Annotated in this window: 19 protein-coding genes; 7 read left to right on the top strand and 12 right to left on the bottom strand. The window is 68.6% G+C overall.

What is annotated here, in order from left to right; all coding sequences use genetic code 11:
• Positions 1-67 precede the first annotated feature (67 nt).
• Positions 68-1,552, top strand: a complete 1,485-nt coding sequence (locus C8261_RS06115) for a DEAD/DEAH box helicase (RefSeq protein ID WP_107492782.1) — start codon at positions 68-70, stop codon at positions 1,550-1,552.
• A gap of 99 nt (positions 1,553-1,651) precedes the next feature.
• A complete protein-coding gene (locus tag C8261_RS17295) occupies positions 1,652-4,399 on the top strand; it encodes a putative bifunctional diguanylate cyclase/phosphodiesterase (protein WP_181358862.1) in 2,748 nt (915 codons plus the stop codon).
• On the opposite strand, the gene C8261_RS06095 is transcribed toward C8261_RS17295, so the two are convergent.
• Positions 4,372-4,959, bottom strand: coding sequence for a PadR family transcriptional regulator (locus C8261_RS06095; protein ID WP_107492781.1), 588 nt, complete (start codon positions 4,957-4,959; stop codon positions 4,372-4,374). The genes C8261_RS17295 and C8261_RS06095 overlap by 28 nt on opposite strands.
• Before the next feature lie 109 nt (positions 4,960-5,068).
• Between C8261_RS06095 and C8261_RS06090 the strand changes: the two genes are divergently transcribed.
• A complete protein-coding gene (locus C8261_RS06090) occupies positions 5,069-7,945 on the top strand; it encodes a crotonase/enoyl-CoA hydratase family protein (protein ID WP_107492780.1) in 2,877 nt (958 codons plus the stop codon).
• A gap of 3 nt (positions 7,946-7,948) precedes the next feature.
• Here C8261_RS06090 and C8261_RS06085 read toward each other — a convergent pair whose 3' ends face one another.
• The 11 genes from C8261_RS06085 to hyi all read right to left on the bottom strand — a co-directional run bounded on the left by C8261_RS06085 (position 7,949) and on the right by hyi (position 19,062).
• Positions 7,949-8,986 (bottom strand): serine/threonine protein kinase, encoded by a 1,038-nt coding sequence (locus C8261_RS06085; protein WP_107492779.1) that lies wholly within the window; start codon positions 8,984-8,986, stop codon positions 7,949-7,951.
• Positions 8,983-9,747, bottom strand: a complete 765-nt coding sequence (locus tag C8261_RS06080; RefSeq protein ID WP_107492778.1) for a hypothetical protein — start codon at positions 9,745-9,747, stop codon at positions 8,983-8,985. The genes C8261_RS06085 and C8261_RS06080 overlap by 4 nt, the downstream gene beginning before the upstream one ends.
• Before the next feature lie 101 nt (positions 9,748-9,848).
• Complete coding sequence (locus C8261_RS06075; protein WP_235864849.1) at positions 9,849-10,205, bottom strand: hypothetical protein; 357 nt, start codon at positions 10,203-10,205, stop codon at positions 9,849-9,851.
• Between the two features lie 55 nt (positions 10,206-10,260).
• Complete coding sequence (locus C8261_RS06070) at positions 10,261-11,640, bottom strand: NAD(P)(+) transhydrogenase (Re/Si-specific) subunit beta (RefSeq protein WP_107492776.1); 1,380 nt, start codon at positions 11,638-11,640, stop codon at positions 10,261-10,263.
• Positions 11,637-11,954, bottom strand: coding sequence for an NAD(P) transhydrogenase subunit alpha (locus tag C8261_RS06065; RefSeq protein ID WP_107492775.1), 318 nt, complete (start codon positions 11,952-11,954; stop codon positions 11,637-11,639). Before C8261_RS06065 ends, C8261_RS06070 begins: the two co-directional genes overlap by 4 nt.
• Before the next feature lie 14 nt (positions 11,955-11,968).
• Entirely contained in the window at positions 11,969-13,093 is a 1,125-nt protein-coding gene (locus tag C8261_RS06060; protein ID WP_107492774.1) for an NAD(P) transhydrogenase subunit alpha, read from the bottom strand.
• Between the two features lie 220 nt (positions 13,094-13,313).
• Positions 13,314-14,099: a PP2C family protein-serine/threonine phosphatase gene (locus C8261_RS06055; protein WP_107492773.1), complete on the bottom strand. Its 786-nt coding sequence runs from the start codon at positions 14,097-14,099 to the stop codon at positions 13,314-13,316.
• 176 nt (positions 14,100-14,275) lie between these two features.
• Positions 14,276-15,520: a glycolate oxidase subunit GlcF gene (gene glcF, locus C8261_RS06050; RefSeq protein ID WP_107492772.1), complete on the bottom strand. Its 1,245-nt coding sequence runs from the start codon at positions 15,518-15,520 to the stop codon at positions 14,276-14,278.
• Positions 15,521-15,522: 2 nt separating this feature from the next.
• The gene (gene glcE, locus C8261_RS06045) at positions 15,523-16,596 is read right to left on the bottom strand and encodes a glycolate oxidase subunit GlcE (protein WP_107492962.1); all 1,074 of its coding nucleotides are present in this window, start codon (positions 16,594-16,596) and stop codon (positions 15,523-15,525) included.
• Positions 16,597-16,648: 52 nt separating this feature from the next.
• A complete protein-coding gene (locus C8261_RS06040; protein ID WP_107492771.1) occupies positions 16,649-18,172 on the bottom strand; it encodes an FAD-linked oxidase C-terminal domain-containing protein in 1,524 nt (507 codons plus the stop codon).
• 116 nt (positions 18,173-18,288) lie between these two features.
• Positions 18,289-19,062, bottom strand: coding sequence for a hydroxypyruvate isomerase (gene hyi / locus C8261_RS06035; RefSeq protein ID WP_107492770.1), 774 nt, complete (start codon positions 19,060-19,062; stop codon positions 18,289-18,291).
• Between the two features lie 125 nt (positions 19,063-19,187).
• Between hyi and C8261_RS06030 the strand changes: the two genes are divergently transcribed.
• The 4 genes from C8261_RS06030 (at position 19,188) to cgtA (ending at position 22,924) form a co-directional block, all read left to right on the top strand.
• Complete coding sequence (locus tag C8261_RS06030) at positions 19,188-20,891, top strand: SulP family inorganic anion transporter (RefSeq protein ID WP_107492769.1); 1,704 nt, start codon at positions 19,188-19,190, stop codon at positions 20,889-20,891.
• A 75-nt stretch (positions 20,892-20,966) separates the two neighbouring features.
• On the top strand, positions 20,967-21,278 hold the full coding sequence (rplU, locus tag C8261_RS06025; RefSeq protein ID WP_107492768.1) for a 50S ribosomal protein L21: 312 nt from the start codon (positions 20,967-20,969) through the stop codon (positions 21,276-21,278).
• Between the two features lie 24 nt (positions 21,279-21,302).
• On the top strand, positions 21,303-21,566 hold the full coding sequence (gene rpmA, locus C8261_RS06020) for a 50S ribosomal protein L27 (RefSeq protein WP_107492767.1): 264 nt from the start codon (positions 21,303-21,305) through the stop codon (positions 21,564-21,566).
• A 170-nt stretch (positions 21,567-21,736) separates the two neighbouring features.
• A complete protein-coding gene (gene cgtA / locus C8261_RS06015) occupies positions 21,737-22,924 on the top strand; it encodes an Obg family GTPase CgtA (RefSeq protein WP_107492766.1) in 1,188 nt (395 codons plus the stop codon).
• Positions 22,925-22,931: the final 7 nt, after the last annotated feature.

The following is a 22,931-nucleotide window of genomic DNA, read 5'->3' as shown; positions in this document are numbered from 1 at the left end:
GCCTGATGGGGGAGTGTATAATCGCGCCTTTCCAACGCGTCCGCCCAGCGGAACCAGAAAGGCGCCCATGAGCTTCGCCGAACTCGGCCTCATACCCGAACTGCAGAAGGCCGTAGCCGATGCCGGCTACACCGAACCCACCCCCATCCAGCGTCAGGCCATTCCCATCGTCATCGCCGGCCACGACGTCATGGGGGGCGCACAGACCGGTACCGGCAAGACCGCCGGCTTCACCCTGCCGCTGCTGCACCGCCTCGCCCGCCACGCCAACACCAGCACCTCGCCGGCGCGCCACCAGACCCGCGCGCTGATCCTCGCCCCCACCCGCGAGCTGGCGATGCAGGTGTATGAGTCGGTGAAGACCTACTCCAAGCACGTTCCCCTGCGCGCCGCGTGCATCTACGGCGGCGTGGACATGCGCGCGCAGATCCAGGAACTGCGCACCGGCATCGAGATCGTCATCGCCACGCCGGGGCGCCTGCTCGATCACGTGCAGCAGAAGACCATCAACCTCTCGCAGGTCGAGATGCTGGTCCTCGACGAAGCCGACCGCATGCTCGACATGGGCTTCATCCCCGACATCAAGCGCATCCTCGCGCTGCTGCCGGCGAGCCGCCAGAGCCTGCTGTTCTCGGCGACCTTCTCGGACGAGATCAAGAAACTCGCCGACCAGATGCTGAAGAACCCCCAGCTCATCGAGGTCGCCCGCCGCAACATGGTCTCCGAGACCATCACCCACGTCGTCCATCCGGTCTCCGCGGGCATGAAGCGCAATCTGCTCGCCCATCTGCTGCGCCACAACCCGGACACCCAGGCGCTGGTGTTCGTCGATACCAAGATCGTCTGCGGCCGCCTCGCCCACTTCCTCGAACGCCACGGCATCGCCGCCGACGCCATCCACGGCGACAAGAGCCAGCAGCAGCGCACCGAAACCCTCGAAGCCTTCAAGAGCGGCCGCCTGCGGGTGCTGGTGGCCACCGACGTCGCCGCCCGCGGCATCGACATCGACGAACTGCCCTACGTCATCAACTTCGAGCTGCCGCATACCGCCGAAGACTACGTGCACCGCATCGGCCGCACCGGCCGCGCCGGCCACAAGGGCAATGCGGTGTCGCTGGTGTGTACCGAGGAAAAGCACTGGCTGGCCGAGATCGAGAAGCTCATCAAGCTGAAGATTCCCCAGGAGGTGGTTCCCGGTTTCGACCCCGAAGCGGAGTTCTTCGAGGCCGGCAGCCGTGGCGGCCGCGGTCGCGGTCACCGCGACCTTGCCGAGCGCAGCATGCCGGCACGTGAACCGCGCAGCGAAGGGCGCAGCGAACGCAGTGAACGCAGCGAAGGGCGTACCAGCACCAGCGCGCGCGCGGGCAATGCACGGCGCGGTCAGCGCAGCACGGTGGCCGCCGACGGCTTCGACTTCAGCAAGCCCTACGAGCCCGCCAGCCCACCCGCCGCCACCGCGCCGCTCGCCACTCCGGCACCCAGCGAAGCGCCGCGCCCGCGCAACGGACAGCGCCCGGTGGCCTTCCTGCTTGGCGGTCTGGGACGGAAATAGGCCCTCCCGACCCGGCTATTCCGGGCTATTGCAAAAGGCATTTCAAGTATCGTTCACGTCAGCCGTTAAGACGTTGGTACTCATGGAATGCCTTTCGCGATGAATGTAGCCCCCGACCCGCAGGGCCGTGACAACCCGGAAGAACCTTTCGTGCCGGACTTTTCCGAAGGCGCGGAGACCGGGCTCTACCTGGCCTTGCTCGAACTCCTCGACGAAGGGCTGATCATCACCGGCGACGAGGTCATCCTCGAGGTCAACAGCGCCGCCTGCCGCCTCCTCGGGCGCGACTACCGCCAGCTCGCCGGCCAGCCTCTGGCCGACATCTTTCCCTCCGAACGCGCCTTCATCAACGCCCGCGCCCGCCTCTTCATCCAGGGCGAGATGCGCGGCTGCCTGCAACTGGCCACCCCGAGCGGACCCCGCAACCTGCGTTTTGTCGCCGCGGCGCGCCTGCGCCCAGGCATCCACGCCCTCATCATCAGCCCCGACCACGCCGCCGAGCTTCATCACGACGCCATCGACGATCCGGTGTGGCCGCGGCTGGCCGCCGCGCTCGAACAGCCGGTGCTGGTCATCGACCAGCACGAGCGCGTCGCCGCCGCCAACGCTGCCGCCCTGCGCACCCTCGACTGCGAGCGCAGCGCCCTCAGCGGCCAGCCGCTGGCAAGTTGCGCCGAGGTCGTCTGGCCGGCGCCCGACGCCGCCCAGCTGGCCACGCTGACGCTGGGCAACGGCAACACGCTGTCGGCCCGCGTGCTGCCCGGACCGCGCCCGCAGTGGCGGCTGCTGATCCTGCCGCCGGTGGCGGCGATCGCCCCTGCCGTTGGCGCAGCGCCAGCAACCGACAGCGGCGACTGCTTCCGCCGCATCTTCGCCGACAGCCCGCTGCCGACCCTGCTGTGCGAAGGCGAGGCGCTCCGCATCGTCGCCGCCAACGGTGCCGCCACGCGCCTCTATGGCTATGACGACGACACCCTGCGCGGCCTGCACGCCGCCGATCTGCGCGCCGCCGACACCTCCGGCCGCCCGCACAGCGCCAGCGGCATCTGGCGCCAGCGCCGCGCCGACGGCAGCGAATTCGATACCGAAGTGCTGTGCTATCCCCTGGAGTCCCCTGCCCACCCCGACCGCATGGTGCTGATGCACGACCTGCCGGAACAGCCGCTGCTGGCTTCGCGCCTGCGCCTGCCGGTGGATGTCTTCGACAACTCGGTGCAGGCCATCCTGGTATGCGATGCCGACAACCGCATCATCACCGTCAACAAGGCCTTCACCACCATCACCGGCTACACCCTCGACGAGGTACGCGGCAAGGATCCCGCCCTGCTCGGCGCCGGCACCGGCGATGACGGCTTCGCCGACGAGATGTGGCAGGCGCTGGAGCGCAGCGGCCAGTGGCAGGGCGAAATCTGGAACCGCCGCAAGAACGGCGAAATCTATCCGGAGTGGCTCAGCGTTGCCGCAGTGCGCAGCACAGGCGGGCGCGTGCTCCACTACATCGGCATGTTCTCCGACCTCACCTCGCGCCGCCAGGCCGAGGCGCGGGCCGACTACATCGCCACCCACGACACCCTCACCAGCCTGCCCAACCGGCGCCTCTTCGAACGCCGCTTCGACGAGGCCGCAGCGCGCGCGCGCAGCACCCACCGCAGCCTCGGCATGCTGCGCATCGATCTGGACGGCTTCAAGGCGGTCAACCGCGAACATGGCGACAACAGCGGCGACGCCATCCTGCAGCAGATCGCCCGCCGCCTCCAGCTCGCCCTGCCGCGCGGGGCCACGGTGGCGCGCGAGCGCAGCGACACCTTCCTGGTGCTGCTCCCCGAACTCGGGCGCAGCAATGAACTGAGCAGCGCCGCCGAAACCCTGCGCGCGACCATCGCCCAGCCCTTCGAGATCGATGGCCGCAGCCTGAGCGTGGCAGCGAGCATCGGCATCGCGGTCTTCCCCGAGGATGGCGGCAGCTTCGAGGTCATCGCGCGCAATGCCGAAGCCGCCCTCGCCCACGCCCGCCAGCTTGGCGGCAACCACCACCAGTTCTACACCGACGAGATGAGCACCGAGGTCCTCGAACGCATGGCCTTCGAGCTCAACCTCAGCCACGCCGTCGAGCGCGACCAGCTCGAAGTGCACTACCAGCCGCTGGTCGACGGGCGCAGCGGCGCACTGCGCGGCGGCGAGGCCCTGCTGCGCTGGCGCCATCCCGAGCTCGGGCTGATCCCCTTCCGCCGCCTCCTCGGTGCCGCCCGCGAAAGCGGCGTGATCGCCGAACTGGGCGACTGGGTGCTGCACGCGGCCTGCCGCGACGCCGCCCGCTGGCCGGCCGTAGACGGCCATCCGGCCCTGCTCACCATCAACATCGCCATCGAACAGATCATCCAGGGCAACCTGCCCGAGCGCGTCGCCGCAGCGCTGCGCGACAGCGGACTGCCGGCGGCGCAGCTGGAACTGGACATTGACGAGATCATCCTGAAGGAAGAGCACGGCCGCATCCACGCCGCCCTCAAGGCCCTCGCCGCAATGGGTGTGCGCCTGGCCATCGACGGCTACGGCCAGGGCCTCAGCTCCATCCCCCGTCTGCGCCGCCATCCGCTCCACGCCATCAAGCTCGACCCCGCGCTGGTGCGCGACGTCGGCGCCAGCGAGGATGCCGAAGCGGTGGTCGAGGCCATCGCCAGCATGGCCGGCGTGCTCGGTCTGGAGATACTCGGCCGCGGTGTCGAAGGCGAAGCCCAGCAGGCCTTCCTCTGCGCACTCGGCTGCAGCCTGCAGCAAGGGCCGCTGTTCGGCCGCCCGCTGGCTGCCGACGAATTCGTCGCCTACCTCGACGAACGCAGCGGCGGCTGAACGCCGCCCTCACCATCTTCGGCGGCCAGCGCGGCCAGTTCGGCGAGCGCCTCGGCCGACCAGGCGATCCAGCTTTCCTCATAGCGGATGCCGGCCTTGAGGATCAGGTGCATCACCCGCGCCTTGCGCGACAGCACCCGCCCGGGGGCAAAGTCCTCTGCCTCGATGGCCCGGTAGGCGCGCAGCTTGTCGCGGTGCACGGCCATGTGGCGGGCGATCTCGCGCTCCAGGCCGAGCGGACCGGCAATCGCCTCGGCACGCAGGCGCACCATCAGCTCGTCGCGCAGGGGTTGCAGGGGCGCCTCCTCGCCGGCCCAGCGCAGCAACTCCTCCCGCCCCGCAGCCAGCACTGCGTAACTGCGCTTGCGGCTGCGTCCGCCGGGCGCCGGGGGCGCCGAGGCAATCCATCCAGCAGCCTCCATGCGCGCCAGCTCGCGGTAGATCTGCTGGTGCGTGGCCTGCCAGAACTGGCCGATGGCCTTGTCGAAGCGGCGTGCCAGCTCGAAGCCGGTGGCAGGAGTTTCAAGCAGCGAGGTGAGCAGGACGTGGGCGAGCGACATGGGCAGAGTCTATGCCCGCGGCAGCCAGAAGTGCAACTTGTTGCATTGCTGCGAGGCCTGCACTAAATTGTGCAACCAGTTGCATAACAACATCACAGGAGACAGCCCGATGAGCGCCTACCCGCACCTGCTCAGCCCCCTCGACCTCGGCTTCACCACCCTGCCCAACCGCGTGCTGATGGGCTCCATGCATGTCGGCCTGGAGGAGGTGGACAACGGTTTCGAGCGCATGGCGACGTTCTACGCCGAGCGCGCGCGCGGCGGGGTCGGCCTCATCGTCACTGGCGGCATCGCCCCCAATGATGCCGGCCGCCCCTTCCCCGGCGGTGCAGTGCTCAAGGACAGCCACGAGGCCGCACGCCACCGGGTGGTCACCGACGCCGTGCACCGGGCCGGCGGGCGCATCGCCATGCAGATCCTCCATTTCGGCCGCTATGCCTACCACCCCGAACTGGTCGCGCCCAGCGCACTGCAGGCCCCCATCGCGCCCTTTGCCCCCCATGCGCTGAGCAGCGCGGAAGTCGAGGACACCATCGCCGACTTCGTGCGCTGTGCGGCGCTGGCACGCGAGGCCGGTTACGACGGCGTCGAGATCATGGGCTCCGAAGGCTACCTGATCAATGAGTTCATCTGCGCCACCACCAACCAGCGCGACGACGAATGGGGCGGCGACTACGGCCGGCGCATGCGCTTTGCGGTGGAGATCGTCCGCCGCGTGCGCGAACGCGTCGGCGCCGACTTCATCATCATCTACCGCCTGTCGATGCTCGACCTGGTCGAGGGCGGTTCAAGCTTCGACGAGGTGGTGCAGCTCGCCCGCGCCATCGAAGCGGCCGGTGCCACGCTGATCAACAGCGGCATCGGCTGGCACGAGGCACGCATCCCCACCATCGCCACCTGTGTGCCGCGCGCCGCCTTCAGCTGGGTCACCGCCAGGTTGCGCGGCGAGGTCGGCATTCCGCTGATCACCACCAACCGCATCAACACCCCGGAAGTGGCGGAGAAGCTGCTCGCCGAGGGGCATGCGGACATGGTGTCGATGGCCCGCCCGCTGCTCGCCGACCCCGACTTCGTCGCCAAGGCCGCCGCCGGCCGGGCCGACGAGATCAACACCTGCATCGCCTGCAACCAGGCCTGCCTGGACCACACCTTCAGCGGCAAGATCACCTCCTGCCTGGTCAATCCGCGCGCCTGCCACGAAACCGAGCTGCGCATCGAGCCCACCACCGTGAAGCGCCGCATTGCCGTCGTCGGCGCCGGCCCGGCGGGGCTGGCCTGCGCCACCACGGCCGCGCAGCGCGGCCACGCGGTGACCCTGTTCGAGGCCGCCGAACGCATCGGCGGCCAGTTCAACATCGCCATGCGCATCCCCGGCAAGGAGGAGTTCGCCGAAACCCTGCGCTACTTCGGTCGCCAGATCGAACGCAGCGGTGTCGATCTGCGTCTGGCCACCCGGGTGAGCGCCGCCGAGCTCGTCGGCCACTACGACGAGGTGGTGCTGGCCACCGGCGTGACCCCGCGCACGCCGCCCATCGAGGGTATCGACCACCCCAGCGTTCTGAGTTACCTCGACGTGCTGCGTGACGGCAAGCCGGTCGGCAAGCGGGTGGCCATCATCGGCGCCGGCGGCATCGGCTTCGACGTCGCCGAGTTCCTCACCCACGCCGGCACCAGCCCCAGCCTGGTGCCGGAGAAATTCTTCGCCGAGTGGGGCATCGACCCCGAATACCGCCAGCGCGGCGGCCTCACCGCAGCGCACAGCGAAGCCGTGCCGCGCGAAGTCTGGCTGCTGCAGCGCAAGCCCACCAAGCCCGGCAAGGACCTCGGCAAGACCACCGGCTGGATCCACCGCACCGCACTCAAGCAGCGCGGCGTGAAGATGCTCGCCGGGGTCGAGTACCTGCGCATCGACGACGCCGGCCTGCACATCCGCGTCGGCGGCGAGACCCGGCTGCTGCCCGTCGACAACGTCGTCATCTGCGCCGGCCAAGAGCCGCTGCGCGACCTGGAAGAGGCCCTCAGGGCCGCAGGCATGCCGGTGCACCTCATCGGCGGCGCCGATGTAGCTGCCGAACTGGACGCCAAGCGGGCGATCAAGCAGGGCACCGAGCTCGCCGCGTGCATCGAGACGCTGGCCGCCACGCCGCCGGCCGCAACGCCCCTGCCCGGCCAGCCGCTGCTGTCGACGCTGAAGCTGAGCATCGACGGGCAGGTCGCCATCGTTGCGCTGAACCGCCCCGACAAGGCCAACGCCATGAACATGGCGATGTGGCAGGAGCTGCGCCAGGTCATGCAGTGGGTGGACCGCACGGCGCAGCTGCGCGCGGTGGTGCTGCATGGCGAGGGCCGCCACTTCACCTCGGGCATCGACCTGGAGATGATGATGGGGCTGCTGCCACAGGTGCGCGATGCCTGCGAGGCGCGCACGCGCGAGAAGCTGCGTGATCTGATCCTCGACCTGCAGGACACCCTGAGCAGCCTCGAGCGCTGCCGCAAACCGGTGCTCGCCGCCATCCACGGCGCCTGCGTCGGCGGCGGGGTGGATCTGGTGTGCTGCGCCGACATGCGCTACTGCGCCGCGGATGCGCGCTTCTCGGTGCGCGAGATCGACCTCGGCATGGTCGCCGACGTCGGCACCCTGCAGCGCCTGCCGCGCCTCGTCGGCGAGGGCATGGCACGCGAACTGGCCTATACCGGGCGCGACTTCGGCGCCGAGGAGGCGCAGGCGATGCGGCTGGTGAACCGGGTCTTCGACAGCCCGCAGGCGCTGCTTGCCGGTGTCTGCCGGATCGCCCGGGAGATTGCCGCCAAGTCGCCGCTGTCGATCCGCGGCGTCAAGCAGGTGATGAACCACAGCCGCGACCATTCGGTGGCCGACGGGCTGGACTACGTCGCCAACTGGAACGCCGCGATGCTGCTCTCCGAGGATCTCAACGCGGCGATCCGCGCCGGCATGACCAGGCAGGTGCCGAAGTTCAGGGACTGACGGCTATGCCCACAGCGGCGGCTCGTCCATCAGGGCGATCTGCTCGCGCAGTTCGAGGATGCGGTCCTGCCAGTAGCGCTGCGTGTTGAACCACGGAAACGCCGCGGGAAAGGCGGGATCGTCCCAGCGCCGCGCCAGCCAGGCGCAGTAGTGGAGCAGGCGCAGGGTACGCAGGGCCTCGACCAGATGCAGCTCGCAGGTGGCGAAGTCGTGGAAGTCCTCGTAGCCGGCAAGCACGTCACCAAGCTGCCGGCTCATGTCCTCGCGGCTGCCGGAGAGCAGCATCCACAGGTCCTGCACGGCCGGCCCCATGCGCGCGTCGTCAAAATCGACGAACTGCGGCCCGCGCACCTCGCCGCCTTCGCTCCACAGCACATTGCCCATGTGGCAATCGCCATGCAGGCGGATCTGCGCCACCTTGCCGGCACGCTCGAAGCAGTGGCGCACGCCGTCAAGCGCCTGCGCCACGGTGCTCGTCCACGCCGGCAGCAGGTCGGCGGGAATGAAACCGTGGTCGAGCAGATAGGCGCGCGCCGCCTCGCCGAACTCGGCAATGCCCAGCGTCGGCCGCGCCTCGAAGCGGCGCAGCGCGCCGACCGCGTGGATGCGCCCGAGAAAGCGCCCCATCCACTCCAGCGTGTGCGCATCGGACAGTTCCGGGGCGCGCCCGCCAACGCGCGGGTAGAGGGCGAAACGCAGCTCCTCGTGATGCTGCAGCGTAGCCCCGGCAAACGCCAGCGGCGCCACCACCGGCAGCTCGCGCGCCGCCAGCTCGGCGACGAAGGCGTGCTCCTCGCCGATCGCCGCATCCGACCAGCGCCCGGCACGGTAGAACTTCGCCACCACCATGCTGCCGTCGTCAAGACCGATCTGGTAGACACGGTTCTCGTAGCTGTTGAGCGCCAGCATGCGGCCGTCGGTGCGCAGGCCGAGGCTGTCTACGGCATCGAGGATGCGCGCCGGGGTGAGCGTGGCAAATGGCGTCGTGCTGACCGTCTGCGGCGCCCGCGCTGCCGCTGACGGGTTCTTCCGCTTCCTCATGGCCTGCGCCTGGCCTGGCCGAGTTGCCCCGGCCTCACCCCCAGCGCAGCGCAGACACTGCCCGTCAGCGCCTTCAGGCGCGCATGGACGGCAGACATGGCATCGGCAAACCCCTCGCGCTCAAGGGAAACCCGGTGCAGCACCTCATCTGCATCTTCGCTGTCATCGTTGAAATCGTGGAAGTGGATGAGCACACGCCGGTCATCGAAGGCCATGTAATGGGCCATGGAGAGGTATTTGTAATGTTGCTCAGAGTGCTCGGCAGCGTCGTCATTGAGAATGGTCAGCGAGCCCGGAGAAGCGCGATAGCGCCGCAGCGCATCGACGGTGTTCTCCAGCATCTGCATGCCCACGGGCTCTGAACCGGAGAAGGTACGCGAACCGGTGGGCGCAGCGCTGTCGAAGATCTCGACTTCCACGGACCATGACAGGCAGTCGGACAGCAGACGCTCATCCACCGCCTCCTTGTGCTGTGCGACGAAGGCTCTCAGTGCTTCGACGTAGGCACCAAAGAATGCCTTGCCGCTGCTGTCGGCGAGGAAATCGAGCGATACCCTGGCCATGTCGACGGTAACCCCGTCATAGCTCACCCATGACTCGGCAAGCAGTGCATCGGCGGGAATCGGAGGCAGCTGCAACGGGCTGTTGGTGGCCCACAATCCCCAGAGCTTCTTCACGGTGATCGCGCGCAGGACGCCAAAGCTGCCACCTACCCGGTAGCGCGGATCAATCAGGGCCGCAGGCCCGGCGTTGTCAGTCATACGAATGGGATTCCAGTGCCGTCGCAAAGGCGCGATTATATGACACTGCAAACCACAGCCCGGGCGTCAATGGGGCACCCCGTCGAGCCTGCGGCCGCAGCTCAGTAGTCGAGCAGGCTGCGGCAGGTCTCACGGCGCCCGGAGAGGGCGGAGAAGCGCGCCAGGCGGTCGCGCACGAAATCGTCGCTGATCGCGCTGCTGGCGCACCACTCGCGCAGCTGCATGGCCTGGGAGACGAGTTGCAGGCGCAGCGAGATGCTGGCCAGGGTGTGGAAGGGGTAGGCACTGGTGTCGCGCCAGTTCTCGTCTTCCTCGTCCGCCGCGGCGGGCGCGTCAACGGATGCGGCCGCCGCCTCGACCGCTTCGCCGGCTGGCACGACCGGCGCAGCGGCCTCCTGGGCGACGGCCGCGGTGAAACAAAGCAGAAGCGTCAGGGGCAGGATGCGGAGCGTCTTCATGCCCCTGATAACGGCAGCGCCGGCGGCCGACTTGAGCGGCCGCCGGCATTGCCGCTCAGCTCTCCAGTGCCTTGACGTGGGTGATCACCTCGGCAATGGCCTGCTGCGCACTGCCGTACAGCATGCGGCAGTTGTCCTTGTAGAAGAGCGCGTTCTCGATGCCGGAGTAACCCGCACCCTTGCCGCGCTTGACCACGATGACGTTGTGCGCCATGTCCACATTGAGGATGGGCATGCCGTAGATCGGGCTGGACTTGTCGGTACGCGCCACCGGGTTCACCACGTCGTTGGCGCCGATAACCAGGGCGACGTCGGCCTGCGGGAACTCGGCGTTGATCTCCTCGAGGTCGAAGATCTTGTCGTAGGGCACCCCGGCTTCGGCGAGCAGCACGTTCATGTGGCCCGGCATCCGCCCGGCCACCGGATGGATGGCGAACACCACCTCCACCCCGCCCTCTTCCAGCAGTTGCGCCATCTCCCACACCTTGTGCTGGGCGCCGGCCACGGCCATGCCGTAGCCGGGGACGATGATGACCTTGCTGGCGTAGCGCATCACCGATGCCGCATCGAGCGCGGAGAACTCCCGCATGCTGCCTTCGATGGCCTCGCCACCGCCCGCGGCCGCACCGCTGATCGGGGTGAACAGCACGTTGGAGATCGGCCGGTTCATCGCCTTGGCCATCAGCTGGGTAAGCAGCGTACCCGAGGCACCGACGACGATGCCGGCGACGATCAGCGCGGGATTGCCCAGGACGTAGCCCTCAAAGCCCACTGCCAGACCGGTGAAGGCGTTCAGCAGCGAGATCACCACCGGCATGTCGGCACCGCCAATGGGGCTGGTGAGGATGACGCCGAGCACCAGGGCGAGGACGAAGAAGGCGACGATGAGTTCGCCCTTCACCTCGCCGGCGGCGACGATGACGCCACCCAGCCCCACCACCGCAAGCGCCAGCAGGATGTTGACGGCGTTCTGCGCCGGCAGTCGCCAGGCCGACTTCATGATCCCCTGCAGCTTGGCGAAGGCCACGCAGGAGCCGGAGAAGGCTACCGAGCCGATCAGCGCGCCAAGTACCGCGAGGGTGGTGACCACGGTGCCATGAACCTCGCCGCGGGCAAACTCCAGCGCCGCAATCGCCGCCGCAGCGCCACCGCCCATGCCGTTGTAGATGGCGACCATCTGCGGCATGTCGGTCATCTTCACCACCTTGCCGGACCACCACGCCAGGGCGCCGCCGGAGGCGATGGCGACGATCATCAGGCCAAAGTTCTGCATGCCCGGAGTGGCAAAGGTGACCAGGGTGGCGGCAATCATCGCCAGCCCGGCCCAGACGATGCCGCGCCGCGCGGTGACCGGGGAGCTCATTGCCTTGAGGCCAAGGATGAAGACCACGGCGACGGCAAAATAGGATGCATCGATGAACCACTTGGCGGTCATTGCGCGCCCTCCTTCGCTTTACCGGCCTTGTTGGCGCCGGGCTTGAACATTGCCAGCATGCGTTCGGTGACCACATAACCGCCGGCCGCATTGGCCGCGCCGAGGAACACCGCGACGAAACCGATCGCCAGTTGCAGCGGGCTGTCGGGGTCGGCATGGCCGAGCACCACCATGGCCCCGACCAGCACCACGCCGTGGACGAAGTTGGAGCCGCTCATCAGCGGCGTATGCAGGATCACCGGCACGCGCGAAATCACCTCGTAACCGGTGAACGCGGCCAGCATGAAGATATACAGTGCAGTAAAGCCTTCCATGTGCCTCTCTCCGCTTACAGTCCCAGCGCCTGCTTCACCGCGGCGTGGCGAAGCTCGCCGCCGTGGGTGAGGCAGCAGCCCGCCATCACCTCGTCCTCCCAGTCGAGCGCCAGGGCGCCGTCCTTGATGAAGGGCGAAATGAAGTTGAACAGGTTCCTGGCATACATCTCCGAGGCATGCACCGGCATGCGGCTGGCGATGTGGGTGGGGCCGATGACCAGCACGTCGCTGATCCATACCTTCTCGCCGGCCACCGTACCCTCGACGTTGCCGCCGCTCTCGGCGGCCATGTCGACAACCACCGCACCGGGCTTCATGCGCGCGATCATCTCGGCGCTGATGATCTTCGGCGCCGCCTTGCCGGGAATCGCCGCGGTGGTGATCAGTGCATCGCACTGCGCCACCGCCTTGGCCAGGCGTTCGGCCTGGCGGGCCTTCTCGTCGTCGCTGAGTTCGCGCGCGTAGCCCCCACTGCCGGCTGCGGAAACCCCGGTATCGACGAACTTGGCACCGAGGGACTCGACCTGCTCGCGGGTCTCCGGACGCACATCGTAGGCCTCCACCATGGCGCCGATGCGGCGCGCCGTGGCAATGGCCTGCAGGCCGGCGACGCCGGCGCCGATGACCAGCACCTTGGCCGGGCGGATGGTCCCGGCAGCGTAGGTCAGCATGGGGAAGAACTTCGGGCTGTGGTCGGCGGCGATCAGCGCGCACTCGTAGCCGGCTACCGCGGCCTGGCTGGAGAGCACGTCCATCGACTGCGAACGGGTGATGCGCGGCAGCAGTTCGAGCGCAAAGGCGGTGATCCCCCTTTCCATCAACTGACGGGCGCGCTCGGCACTGCTCCACGGCTGCAGCATGCCGAGCAGCACGCTGCCCGGCTTCATCGCCGCAATGCACTCGGTGCTCGGGGGCTGCACACACAGCAACACGTCGGCGGTGCCGAACACCGCCGCCGCATCGGCAGCCAGTTCGACACCGTCAAAGACGCTGTCAGGGAAATGCGCCGGCACGCCGGCGCCCTTCTGCAGTACGACCTGGGCACCCAGGGACTGGTACTTCTTGACGACCTCCGGCACGACCGACAAGCGTCGTTCACCGGCCAGGCTTTCGCCAGGCACGCCGATGATCAGGGGCATGGGGCTTCCTCCCGCACAATATGGGTCTATCGGTTGCGCGCCGCCCCTGCCATGTGTGCAACGTGCCGGCACTTCCCGGTGCCTGCCGTTGCTTAGTTATATGACTCCCTGCCGCGCACCAGAACAGTGCCCGACCAGCGCACGTCGGATAATACCGATATTCTTACCATACGCAACCGTATTGAGGGCAAACCCCTACTCAACGCATGGTCTTGAGAAATCAGCGCACCGCCGCAGCCTGCCGCGCGGCAACGGTGACCGGGGCCTCGACCAGCTTGATGATCGCCACGGTGATGTTGTCGCCGTAACCGTCGGAACGTTCGCGGGCGTTGTTGATCAGCACCTGCGCCGCTTCGCGGGCGCTGAGGGCGGCCACCGCGCCGCCGATCTCCTCGTCGGAGAAATAGCCCCACAGGCCGTCAGAGCACAGCACGAAGCTGTCCCCGGCAACCAGCGGGAGCTGGCGGCCATGGTCGACGCGGGGTTCGCGCTCGCTGCCGAGGCAGGAGAGCAGGACGTTGCGCTGCGGGTGGTTGAGCGCCGCGGCTTCGTCGAGGCGGCCCTTGCGTTGCAGCTCACCGACGAGCGAATGATCCTGGCTGCGCGAGACCAGTTCCGAGCCGCGGAAATGATAGAAGCGCGAATCGCCGCAATGCGCCCAGTCGGCGCGCCCGGGCTGGAGCATGAAGACCACGGCGGTGCTGTGCGGATCCTGCTCGCTGGTGAAGCGGGTAAGCTTGATCACCAGGTGGGCCTCGTTGATGATCGCTTCAAGGAGGTGGGCAGGGGTTTCGGACTGCGGGGCATAGGCCTCGAAGTTCTGCCGCGCCTTGAGCAGCACCTGCTCGGCGGCCATGGCGCCGCCGGTGTGCCCGCCCATGCCGTCGGCAAGCACCGCCATCATCGTCCCCGGGCGCGTCGGATGAGCGAACAGCGCGACGCGGTCCTGCTGTTCCTTGCGGTCTCCGGTGTGGCGGGCAACGCAGGTTTCGATGGTAAGCGGCATGTTCTCGGCAAGCGGCGTGAGAGCGGCTCATCATAGCAAGGCGGCGCGGCGCCTGCGCGCTCCCCGCAGAGGGGACGCGCAGTGTCGATCAGCGCGCGTGAAATAGATCACGCCCGGACACCGAAACCCGCCCCCTGGAAGACCCGCCGCACTACAGCTTTAGTTGTAACACGGAGTCAGAGCGGAAAGCCGTTCAGACGCGCATCAACGAGCTCGATCCAGTGTCTGACGGGGATCTGCGTCCCGCCCTGCAGGTGGGCGATGCAGCCGATGTTGGCCGAGGCGATCAGACGCGCCCCGCCTTCGCCGAGGGCGGCGAGCTTGTTGTCACGCAGAAGGGTGGACAGCTCAGGCTGCAGCAGTGAGTAGGTTCCCGCCGAGCCGCAGCACAGATGAGCGTCGCGCACCGGCGTGAGGACGAAGCCGGCGGCGGCGAGCAGTTCTTCGACCACGCCGCGCACCTTGAGGCCGTGCTGCAGCGTACAGGGGGCATGCCAGGCCACGGCGAGGGCCTCGCCACGGCGGCGGGCGAGCAGTTCGCGCAGGCTGGCGGCGGCAGCGGCGACCACCGCACTGATGTCCACGGTCAGCGCGCTGATGCGTGCGGCGCGCTCGGCATAGGCGGCATCGCCGGCGAGGAGGTGGCCGTAGTCCTTGACCTGCACGCCACAGCCCGAGGCGGTCATGACGATGGCCTCGATCTCGCCACGCTCGACCAGCGGCCACCAGGCGTCGATGTTGCGGCGCGCATCGGCATGACCGCCGGCCTGGTCGTTGAGGTGATGGCGCACTGCCCCGCAGCAGCCCGCGCCGGGTGCTTCCAGCAGCGAGATGCCGAGGGTGTCGAGAACGCGCGCAGCGGCCGCATTGATCGACGGCGCCATCGCCGGCTGCGCGCAACCGGCGAGCGCCAGCATGCGGCGCGGATGGCGCGGGCGCGGCCACGGGCCGGCAGGACGCGCCGCCGGCACCTTGGCCTTGAGGCTTTCCGGCAACACGGCGCGCACCGCCCGCCCGGCGCGCATCGCGGCAGAGAACAGGGGCGCGCGGGGAATGAACTCGCGCAGCAGCCAGCGCGTGGCGCGCTCGACGCCGCGGCGCGGCACACGCTCCTCGACAATGGCGCGGCCGATGTCGACCAGGCGGCCGTAGGCCACCCCGGACGGGCAGGTGGTCTCGCAGGCCCGGCAGGTCAGGCAGCGGTCGAGGTGCTGACGGGTCTTCTCGGTGACCGGCTGGCCTTCGAGGGCCTGCTTGATCAGGTAGATGCGCCCGCGCGGCCCGTCCAGCTCGTCGCCAAGGAGCTGATAGGTCGGGCAGGTGGCAGTGCAGAATCCGCAGTGCACGCACTTGCGCAGGATCTCGTCGGCTTCGCGCCCGGCCGCGCTGTCGCGGATGAAGTCGGCAAGCTGGGTCTGCATGGTCAGAATTCCTGGTAGAGCCGTCCGCGGTTGAACACGCCCGCGGGGTCGAAGGCCGCCTTCAGGCGGCGATGGATGGCGAGCGGGGGTGCGGCGAGCGGCTGGAAGACCTCGCTCTGGCGATCACCGCCGCGGAACAGCACGGCATGGCCGCCAAGCTCCGCGGCGCGCGCGCGCATGCGCTCCACCGGTGCCGCGGAGCGCAGCCAGCGCTGGGCGCCGCCCCACTCGATGAACTGCTCTCCGGGCAGCTTCAGCGCCGGCGCAGCGCTGGGGACGGAGAGGCGCCACAGCGCCGCGCCACCGACATCGAGGCCGAACCACGGCAGGGTCTGCTCACGGACGCCGAGCCAGAAGGCTGCAGCCTCCTGGGCGCCCACCTCCTCGCCGCCCAGGCTGGCGCAGGCGGCGCGCACGGCAGCCTGCGCCCCCGACAGACGCAGGCTGAGCACACCGTCGGCCCAGGCCGAGGCCGACAGCGGCAGGGCTTGACCGCCCCAGCGGTTGAGCTGCTCGATTGCCGCACTCTCGCCGAGTTCGAAACGCAGCGTGGTCTCCGCGAACGGGCGGGGCAGCACCTTCAGCGATACCTCGAGCAGCACGCCGAGGGTGCCCAGGCTGCCGGCAAGCAGGCGCGGCACGTCGTACCCGGCAACGTTCTTCATCACCTCGCCACCGAAGCGCAGCACTTCGCCGCGGCCGTCGAGCATGCGCACGCCGAGGACAAAATCGCGCAGGCCCCCCGCGCTGGCGCGCCGCGGCCCCGACAAGCCGGCGGCAACCATGCCGCCGACGGTGGCTCCGGAGCCGAAATGAGGCGGTTCGAAGGCCAGCATCTGCCCCGCGGCGGCAAGCTCCGCCTCCAGTTCGGCAAGCGCTGTGCCGGCGCGCACGGTGACCACCAGTTCGCTCGGCTCATGGCTGACGATGCCGCGCAGGGCGCCGGTATCGAGGCGTTCGCCAGTCACCGCGCGCCCATAGAAGTCCTTGCTGCCACCACCGCGGATGTGCAGCGTGTGCCCGCCCGCGGCGGCCGCACGGATGCGTTTCGACCACTCGGCGATGAGCCCGTCCATGCTTTCCTTCATTGCCTGTCCACCTGCTCTGCTAATCGATCGTCGTGCCGCGTCAGAAACGCGGCAGCTCGGGATGCGCCAGCTCGCCACCGCTGATCCGCATGCGGCCGTACTCGGCGCAGCGGTTGAGGGTGGGGATGGCCTTGCCGGGATTGAGCAGGCCGGGCGGATCGAAGGCCGCCTTGATGCGGAAGAACTGGCGCAGTTCGGCGCTGGCGAACTGCGCGCACATCTGGTTGATCTTCTCCACGCCGACGCCGTGCTCGCCGGTGATGGTGCCACCGAGGGCCACCGACAGTTCGAGGATCTCGGCGCCAAAGGTCTCCGCACGTTCGAGCTCGCCGGGCTGGTTGGCATCGAAGAGGATGAGCGGGTGGAGGTTGCCGTCACCGGCATGGAAGACGTTGATGCAGCGCAAACCGTAGCGCCCTTCCATGGCCTGGATGGCTTCCAGCATCTCGCCCAGGCGCTTGCGCGGGATGGTGCCGTCCATGCAGTAGTAGTCGGGCGACAGCCGCCCGGCAGCAGGAAAGGCGGCCTTGCGCCCGGCCCAGAACTTCAGGCGCTCGGCCTCCGAGGCGGAGACGCGGATCTCGGTGGCGCCACTGGCGGCGAGCACCTCGCGCACGCGGGCGATCTCTTCGGCCACCTCCTCGGCGGTGCCGTCGGACTCGCACAGCAGGATGGCCTTGGCGTCCAGCGGGTAGCCGGCATGGACGAACTCCTCGACCGCCGCAGTGGCGGGCTGGTCCATCATCTCCAGGCCGGCGGGAATGATGCCCGCGGCGATGATCGCCGCCACCGCATCACCGGCCTTGATGACGTCGTCGAAAGCGGCCAGCACGCACTGCGCCAGCTGCGGCCGCGGGGTGAGCTTCACCGTCACCTCGGTGGCCACCGCCAGCATGCCCTCGGAACCGGTAATCAGCGCCAGCAGGTCGTAGCCCGGGCTGTCCAGCGCATGACTGCCGAACTCGACGATCTCGCCATCGATGCTCACCCCACGCACGCGCAGCAGGTTGTGCACGGTGAGACCGTACTTCAGGCAATGCACCCCGCCGGCGTTCTCGGCGACGTTGCCACCGATGGTGCAGGCGATCTGTGACGACGGGTCGGGAGCGTAGTACAGCCCGTGCGCCGCCACCGCCTCGGAGATGGCCAGATTGCGCACGCCAGGCTGGACGACGGCGGTACGCGCGAGCGCATCGACGTGGAGGATGCGGTTGAAGCGCGCCAGCGACAGCAGCACCCCGCGCGCATGCGGCAGAGCACCGCCGGAGAGGCCGGTGCCGGCACCGCGCGCGACCACCGGCACGCCCAGTTCGCGGCAGGTCCGCAGCACTGCCACCACCTGCTCCTCGCTGGCCGGCAGCGCCACCGCCAGCGGCACCTGGCGATACACCGAGAGGCCATCGCACTCGTAGGGGCGCAGGTCCTCCACTTCGTACATCAGCGCCCCGACCGGCAGCACCCGCGCCAGGGCCTCGATCACGGCGACCTTGTCGATGGCGCTGAAATCGGCCTCGCGCTCGCCGACCACGGGCTGGTCGTCAGCCCTGCTCTGGGTTTCCAGCATGCTTGCAGATCCTTTGAGGGGCGGCGGAGAGAGCGCCGGCAGAGGTTGAAGAAGTCGCCCGGATGCTACGCCAGAGCAGCGCGCGGCGGACATTGGGGCAATCCACCATGGCGCCTTCAGGCGCGCAGCCAGCCCAGCCCGGATTCGGTATCGGCGCCACGCGGACGGTACTCCGCCCCCACCCAGCCGGCATAGCCAAGGCGATCGAGCTCGGCGAACAGCCAGGGGAAGTTGATCTCGCCGCTACCCGGTTCGCCGCGCCCCGGATTGTCGGCAAACTGGATGTGGCCGATGTGGGGCAGCAGGCGGGCGATGCTGCGGGCGAGATCGCCTTCCATGACCTGGGCGTGATAGATGTCGTACTGGATGAAGAGACGGTCGCGCGCCGCCGCGGCGACCAGTTCGGCTGCCAGCGTGCAGCGGTCGACGAAGAAGCCCGGGACGTCGCGCGTGTTGATCGCCTCGACCAGCACGTCAATGCCCCGTGGCGCGCATGCATCGACGGCATGGCGGAGATTGCCGATCAGGGTCGCACGCAGCGCCGCCGCGTCCGCTGCCGGCGGCGCCACCCCGGCCAGGCAGTTGAGCCGCGTGCAGCCGAGTGCGGCGGCGTATTCGAGTGCCCGTGCCACCCCGGCGCGGAACTCGTCCTCGCGCCCGGGCAGGCAGCCCAGCCCGCGCTCGCCCGCCGCCCAGTCACCGGCGGGAAAATTGAACAGCACCACCTCGACACCGGCGCCGCGCGCCGCGCGCGCCACCTCGTCAGCCGGCCAGTCGTAGGGGAACTGGCACTCCACGGCAGCAAAACCCGCCCGCGCGGCAGCCTCGAAACGCTCCAGAAAAGGACGCTCGGTAAACAGCATGGACAGATTGGCACTGAAGCGCGGCATGACGGACTCCGGACGCAGCGGCAAATGGACGAAGAGCGGATTGTGCCCGCCCGCGCCCGCGCCGGCCACTGCCACACAGGGCGATTTGCTACCATGCGCAGCTTCACCGGTGCACCGCCCGCCCCATGCCGCCCACCCTGCCGGAACGCCTGTTTCCCTTCCTCGCCTGGCCGCGGCAATGGTCGCCGGCCAGCGTGCGTGGCGACGTCGTTGCCGGCATCACCGTGGCCCTGGTGATGCTGCCGCAGGCGCTGGCTTACGCGCAGCTCGCCTCGCTGCCCCCCTACATCGGTCTCTACGCTGCCTTGCTGCCCGCCGTCGTCGGCGCGCTGTTCGGCTCCTGCGGACAGCTGTCTACCGGCCCGGTGGCGCTCACTGCCCTGCTCAGCGGCGCCAGCCTGCTGCCGCTGGCGCGCCCCGACACGCCCGAGTTCATCGCCCTCGCCGCGCTGCTGGCGCTGCTCGCCGGCCTCATTCAACTCGCCCTCGGCGCGCTGCGTCTGGGCTGGCTGCTCAATCTGCTCTCGCATCCGGTGCTGATGGGTTTCATCAACGCTGCGGCACTGATCATCTGCCTGTCGCAACTGCCGCCGCTGCTCGGCCTGGCAATGCCGCGCTCAGCCCACTTCCTCGCCGATCTCGCCGCAGCCTTTGGCGGCGCCGCCCGCCCACACCTGCTCTCGGCCCTGTTCGGCGGCGGCGCCCTGCTTGCCCTCATCGCCCTGCGCCGCATCGCGCCCGCACTGCCCGGCGTATTGCTGGTGAGCGTCGCGGCAACCGCGCTCTCCGCCGCGCTCGGCTTCGCCGCCGCCGGCGGCCGGGTGGTCGGTGAGATCCCCGCCGGACTGCCGACCCTCGCCCTGCCCGCGCTCGACCTGCACGCCGTGGTGGCGCTGCTCCCGGCGGCCTTCGTGATCGCGCTGGTGAGCTTCATGGAGGTCACCTCCAGCGCCCGCCTGATCAGCGCCCGCACCCGCCAGCGCTGGGACCACAACCAGGAGCTGATCGGCCAGGGCCTGGCCAAGCTCAGCGCCGCGCTGTGCGGCGCTCTGCCGGTCAGCGCATCGTTCTCGCGCTCGGCACTGAACCATGCCAGCGGTGCCCGCAGCGGTCTGTCGGCAGTGGTCTCGGCCGCCGTGATACTGCTCGCCCTGCTCTACCTCACTCCCCTGCTCCACCACCTGCCGATACCCGTGCTGGCCGCAGTGATTCTCCTCGCCGTCGCCAACCTGCTCGACTTCGGCGCCCTCAAGCGCGCCTGGCGCGCCAGCCGCGACGACGGCCTCGCCGCACTGCTGACCTTCGTCGCCACGCTGGCCTTCGCGCCCAACATCCAGAACGGCATCCTCACCGGGTTGCTGCTGTCACTGGCGCTGATGCTGTATCGCGGCATGAATCCGCGCATTGCCCTGCTCGGCCTGCACCCCGACGGCACCTACCGCGATCTGGAACGCTTCGCGCTCGCCCACCCGCATCCGAATCTGGTCATCCTGCGCTTCGACAGCCCGCTCACCTTCGTCACCGCCGCCACCTTCGAGGAAGGCATGCTGCGTGCCGCACGCGCGCAGGACGAGGTGCGCGTGGTACTGGTCTCGGCCGCCGGCATCAATGCCATCGACGCCAGCGGGCTGCACGCGCTGGGCGGCGTGCTTGAGCGTCTGCACGCACAGTCCTGCCGGCTCGCCTTCTGCGGCCTCAAGAAACAGGTCATCGACGTGCTCCAGCGCGACGGCCTGTGGGCGCGACTGGGTGAAGCCGCCAGCTACCGCACCGAACAGCAGGCCGTCGACGCCCTCCTGAAGACCCTGCCAGACGGGCAAAGCACCTGATTTTGCGTTGACTTTTGCTGCTCTGCTCCCTAGAATGCGCGATTCTTTGCAAAACCCATCAACTGGAGCAACACCATGTACGCGGTGATAAAAACCGGTGGCAAGCAGTATCGCGTCACCACCGGCGAAAAGATCAAGGTAGAACAGATACCGGCCGACGTGGGCTCCGAAATCACCATCGACCAGGTTCTCATGGTCGGCGAGGGCGAGTCGGTCAAGATCGGCACCCCGGTGGTTTCCGGCGCTACCGTCAAGGCTTCCGTGGTTTCCCACGGCCGTCACGACAAGATCATGATTTTCAAGATGCGCCGCCGCAAGCACTACCAGAAGCACCAGGGCCATCGCCAGAACTACACCGAAATCCGCATCGAAGCGATTTCGGCCTAAGTCAAGACCAGGAGGTAATTCGTCATGGCACACAAAAAAGCTGGCGGCAGTTCCCGTAACGGTCGCGACTCAGAATCCAAACGACTTGGCGTCAAGCGCTACGGCGGTCAACAGGTCCTCGCTGGCAACATCATTGTCCGCCAGCGCGGCACCGAGTACCACCCGGGCGAAAACGTCGGCATCGGCAAGGATCACACCCTTTTCGCACTGAAGGACGGCACCGTCCAATTCACCGTCAAGGGCCCGCAAAAGCGCCGCACCGTGGTCATCGTGCCCGCTGCCGCCTGATTCCGCCCCGCAGTCCGAAAAGCCCTATCCTTGCGGTAGGGCTTTTTTGTTTCCGGCCATCACGGGCAAGCACTCATGAAGCTCCCTGACCAAGCACGCATCGAGGCCAGCGCCGGCAACGGCGCAGTGCAGGCCTGCCGCCGTGGCGTCCACACCGAGGTCCATTCCGCATGAAATTCTTTGACGAAGCGCGCATCGAGGTCATCGCCGGCGACGGCGGCAATGGCATCGCCTCCTTCCGCCGCGAGAAGTTCGTCCCCCGCGGCGGCCCCGACGGTGGCGACGGCGGCCGCGGCGGCAGCGTGTTCGCAGTCGCCGACCGCAACCTCAACACCCTCATCGACTTCCGCTACACCCGCACCCACCGCGCCCAGCGCGGCGAAAACGGCGGCAACAAGGACTGCTACGGCAAGGGCGGCGAGGACATCGTGCTGCGCATGCCGGTGGGCACGGTGATCACCGACCAGGAGAGCGGCGAACTGATCGCCGACCTCGACGAGGACGGCAAGCGTGCACTGATCGCGCGCGGCGGCAAGGGCGGACTGGGCAACATCCACTTCAAGTCCAGCGTCAATCGCGCCCCGCGCAAGCGCACCATGGGCGAGGAAGGCGAACGCCGCTCGCTGCGCCTGGAGTTGAAGGTGCTGGCCGACGTCGGCCTGCTGGGGATGCCCAATGCCGGCAAATCCACCTTCATCCGCTCCGTATCGGCCGCCAAGCCGAAGGTCGCCGACTACCCCTTCACCACCCTCGCCCCCAATCTTGGCGTGGTGCGTACCGACGAGGGCCGCAGCTTCGTCATCGCCGACATCCCCGGACTCATCGAGGGCGCCGCCGAAGGCGCGGGCCTGGGCCACCAGTTCCTGCGCCACCTCGCCCGCACCCAGGTACTGCTGCATCTGGTGGACCTCGCCCCCTTCGATCCCGATGCCGATCCCGCGCGCGACGCCCTCGCCATCGTCGAGGAACTGCGCAAGTACGACGATGAGCTGTACGCCAAGCCACGCTGGCTGGCGCTCAACAAGCTCGACCTGATCGCGCCGGAAGAGCGCGCGCAGCGCGTTGCCGACTTTCTCGCCGCCTACGGCCCGGTCGACCGCCACTTCGAGATTTCCGCCCTCACCGGCGACGGCTGCAGGCCGCTGATCTTCGCCCTGCAGGACTTCATCGACACCGAACGGGCCCGCCTGGAGGCCGAACGCGCCGAACGCCGCGCCGCCTTCGAGGCCGCCCAGGCCGCCCTGCTTGCCGAACGCCTCCGCCCCATGGAGCCGCCGCTGGATGACGACGGCGACGACGACGATGGCGCATGCCACGACGACGAAGACGACTGCGACGACACCCTCCCCCGCGACTGAATCCGAC

This window comes from Pseudothauera lacus (assembly GCF_003034845.1).
GTDB classification, from domain to species: domain Bacteria; phylum Pseudomonadota; class Gammaproteobacteria; order Burkholderiales; family Rhodocyclaceae; genus Pseudothauera; species Pseudothauera lacus.
This window is presented reverse-complemented; position numbering and strand designations above follow the sequence as displayed.

What these genes read in the sequence shown, in the direction of transcription:
- C8261_RS06115 (WP_107492782.1), top strand. Translation starts at nt 68, where the DNA reads ATGAGCTTCGCCGAACTCGGCCTCATACCCGAACTGCAGAAGGCCGTA.
- C8261_RS17295 (WP_181358862.1), top strand. Translation starts at nt 1,652, where the DNA reads ATGAATGTAGCCCCCGACCCGCAGGGCCGTGACAACCCGGAAGAACCT.
- C8261_RS06095 (WP_107492781.1), bottom strand. Translation starts at nt 4,959, where the DNA reads ATGTCGCTCGCCCACGTCCTGCTCACCTCGCTGCTTGAAACTCCTGCC.
- C8261_RS06090 (WP_107492780.1), top strand. Translation starts at nt 5,069, where the DNA reads ATGAGCGCCTACCCGCACCTGCTCAGCCCCCTCGACCTCGGCTTCACC.
- C8261_RS06085 (WP_107492779.1), bottom strand. Translation starts at nt 8,986, where the DNA reads ATGAGGAAGCGGAAGAACCCGTCAGCGGCAGCGCGGGCGCCGCAGACG.
- C8261_RS06080 (WP_107492778.1), bottom strand. Translation starts at nt 9,747, where the DNA reads ATGACTGACAACGCCGGGCCTGCGGCCCTGATTGATCCGCGCTACCGG.
- C8261_RS06075 (WP_235864849.1), bottom strand. Translation starts at nt 10,205, where the DNA reads ATGAAGACGCTCCGCATCCTGCCCCTGACGCTTCTGCTTTGTTTCACC.
- C8261_RS06070 (WP_107492776.1), bottom strand. Translation starts at nt 11,640, where the DNA reads ATGACCGCCAAGTGGTTCATCGATGCATCCTATTTTGCCGTCGCCGTG.
- C8261_RS06065 (WP_107492775.1), bottom strand. Translation starts at nt 11,954, where the DNA reads ATGGAAGGCTTTACTGCACTGTATATCTTCATGCTGGCCGCGTTCACC.
- C8261_RS06060 (WP_107492774.1), bottom strand. Translation starts at nt 13,093, where the DNA reads ATGCCCCTGATCATCGGCGTGCCTGGCGAAAGCCTGGCCGGTGAACGA.
- C8261_RS06055 (WP_107492773.1), bottom strand. Translation starts at nt 14,099, where the DNA reads ATGCCGCTTACCATCGAAACCTGCGTTGCCCGCCACACCGGAGACCGC.
- glcF (WP_107492772.1), bottom strand. Translation starts at nt 15,520, where the DNA reads ATGCAGACCCAGCTTGCCGACTTCATCCGCGACAGCGCGGCCGGGCGC.
- glcE (WP_107492962.1), bottom strand. Translation starts at nt 16,596, where the DNA reads ATGGACGGGCTCATCGCCGAGTGGTCGAAACGCATCCGTGCGGCCGCC.
- C8261_RS06040 (WP_107492771.1), bottom strand. Translation starts at nt 18,172, where the DNA reads ATGCTGGAAACCCAGAGCAGGGCTGACGACCAGCCCGTGGTCGGCGAG.
- hyi (WP_107492770.1), bottom strand. Translation starts at nt 19,062, where the DNA reads ATGCCGCGCTTCAGTGCCAATCTGTCCATGCTGTTTACCGAGCGTCCT.
- C8261_RS06030 (WP_107492769.1), top strand. Translation starts at nt 19,188, where the DNA reads ATGCCGCCCACCCTGCCGGAACGCCTGTTTCCCTTCCTCGCCTGGCCG.
- rplU (WP_107492768.1), top strand. Translation starts at nt 20,967, where the DNA reads ATGTACGCGGTGATAAAAACCGGTGGCAAGCAGTATCGCGTCACCACC.
- rpmA (WP_107492767.1), top strand. Translation starts at nt 21,303, where the DNA reads ATGGCACACAAAAAAGCTGGCGGCAGTTCCCGTAACGGTCGCGACTCA.
- cgtA (WP_107492766.1), top strand. Translation starts at nt 21,737, where the DNA reads ATGAAATTCTTTGACGAAGCGCGCATCGAGGTCATCGCCGGCGACGGC.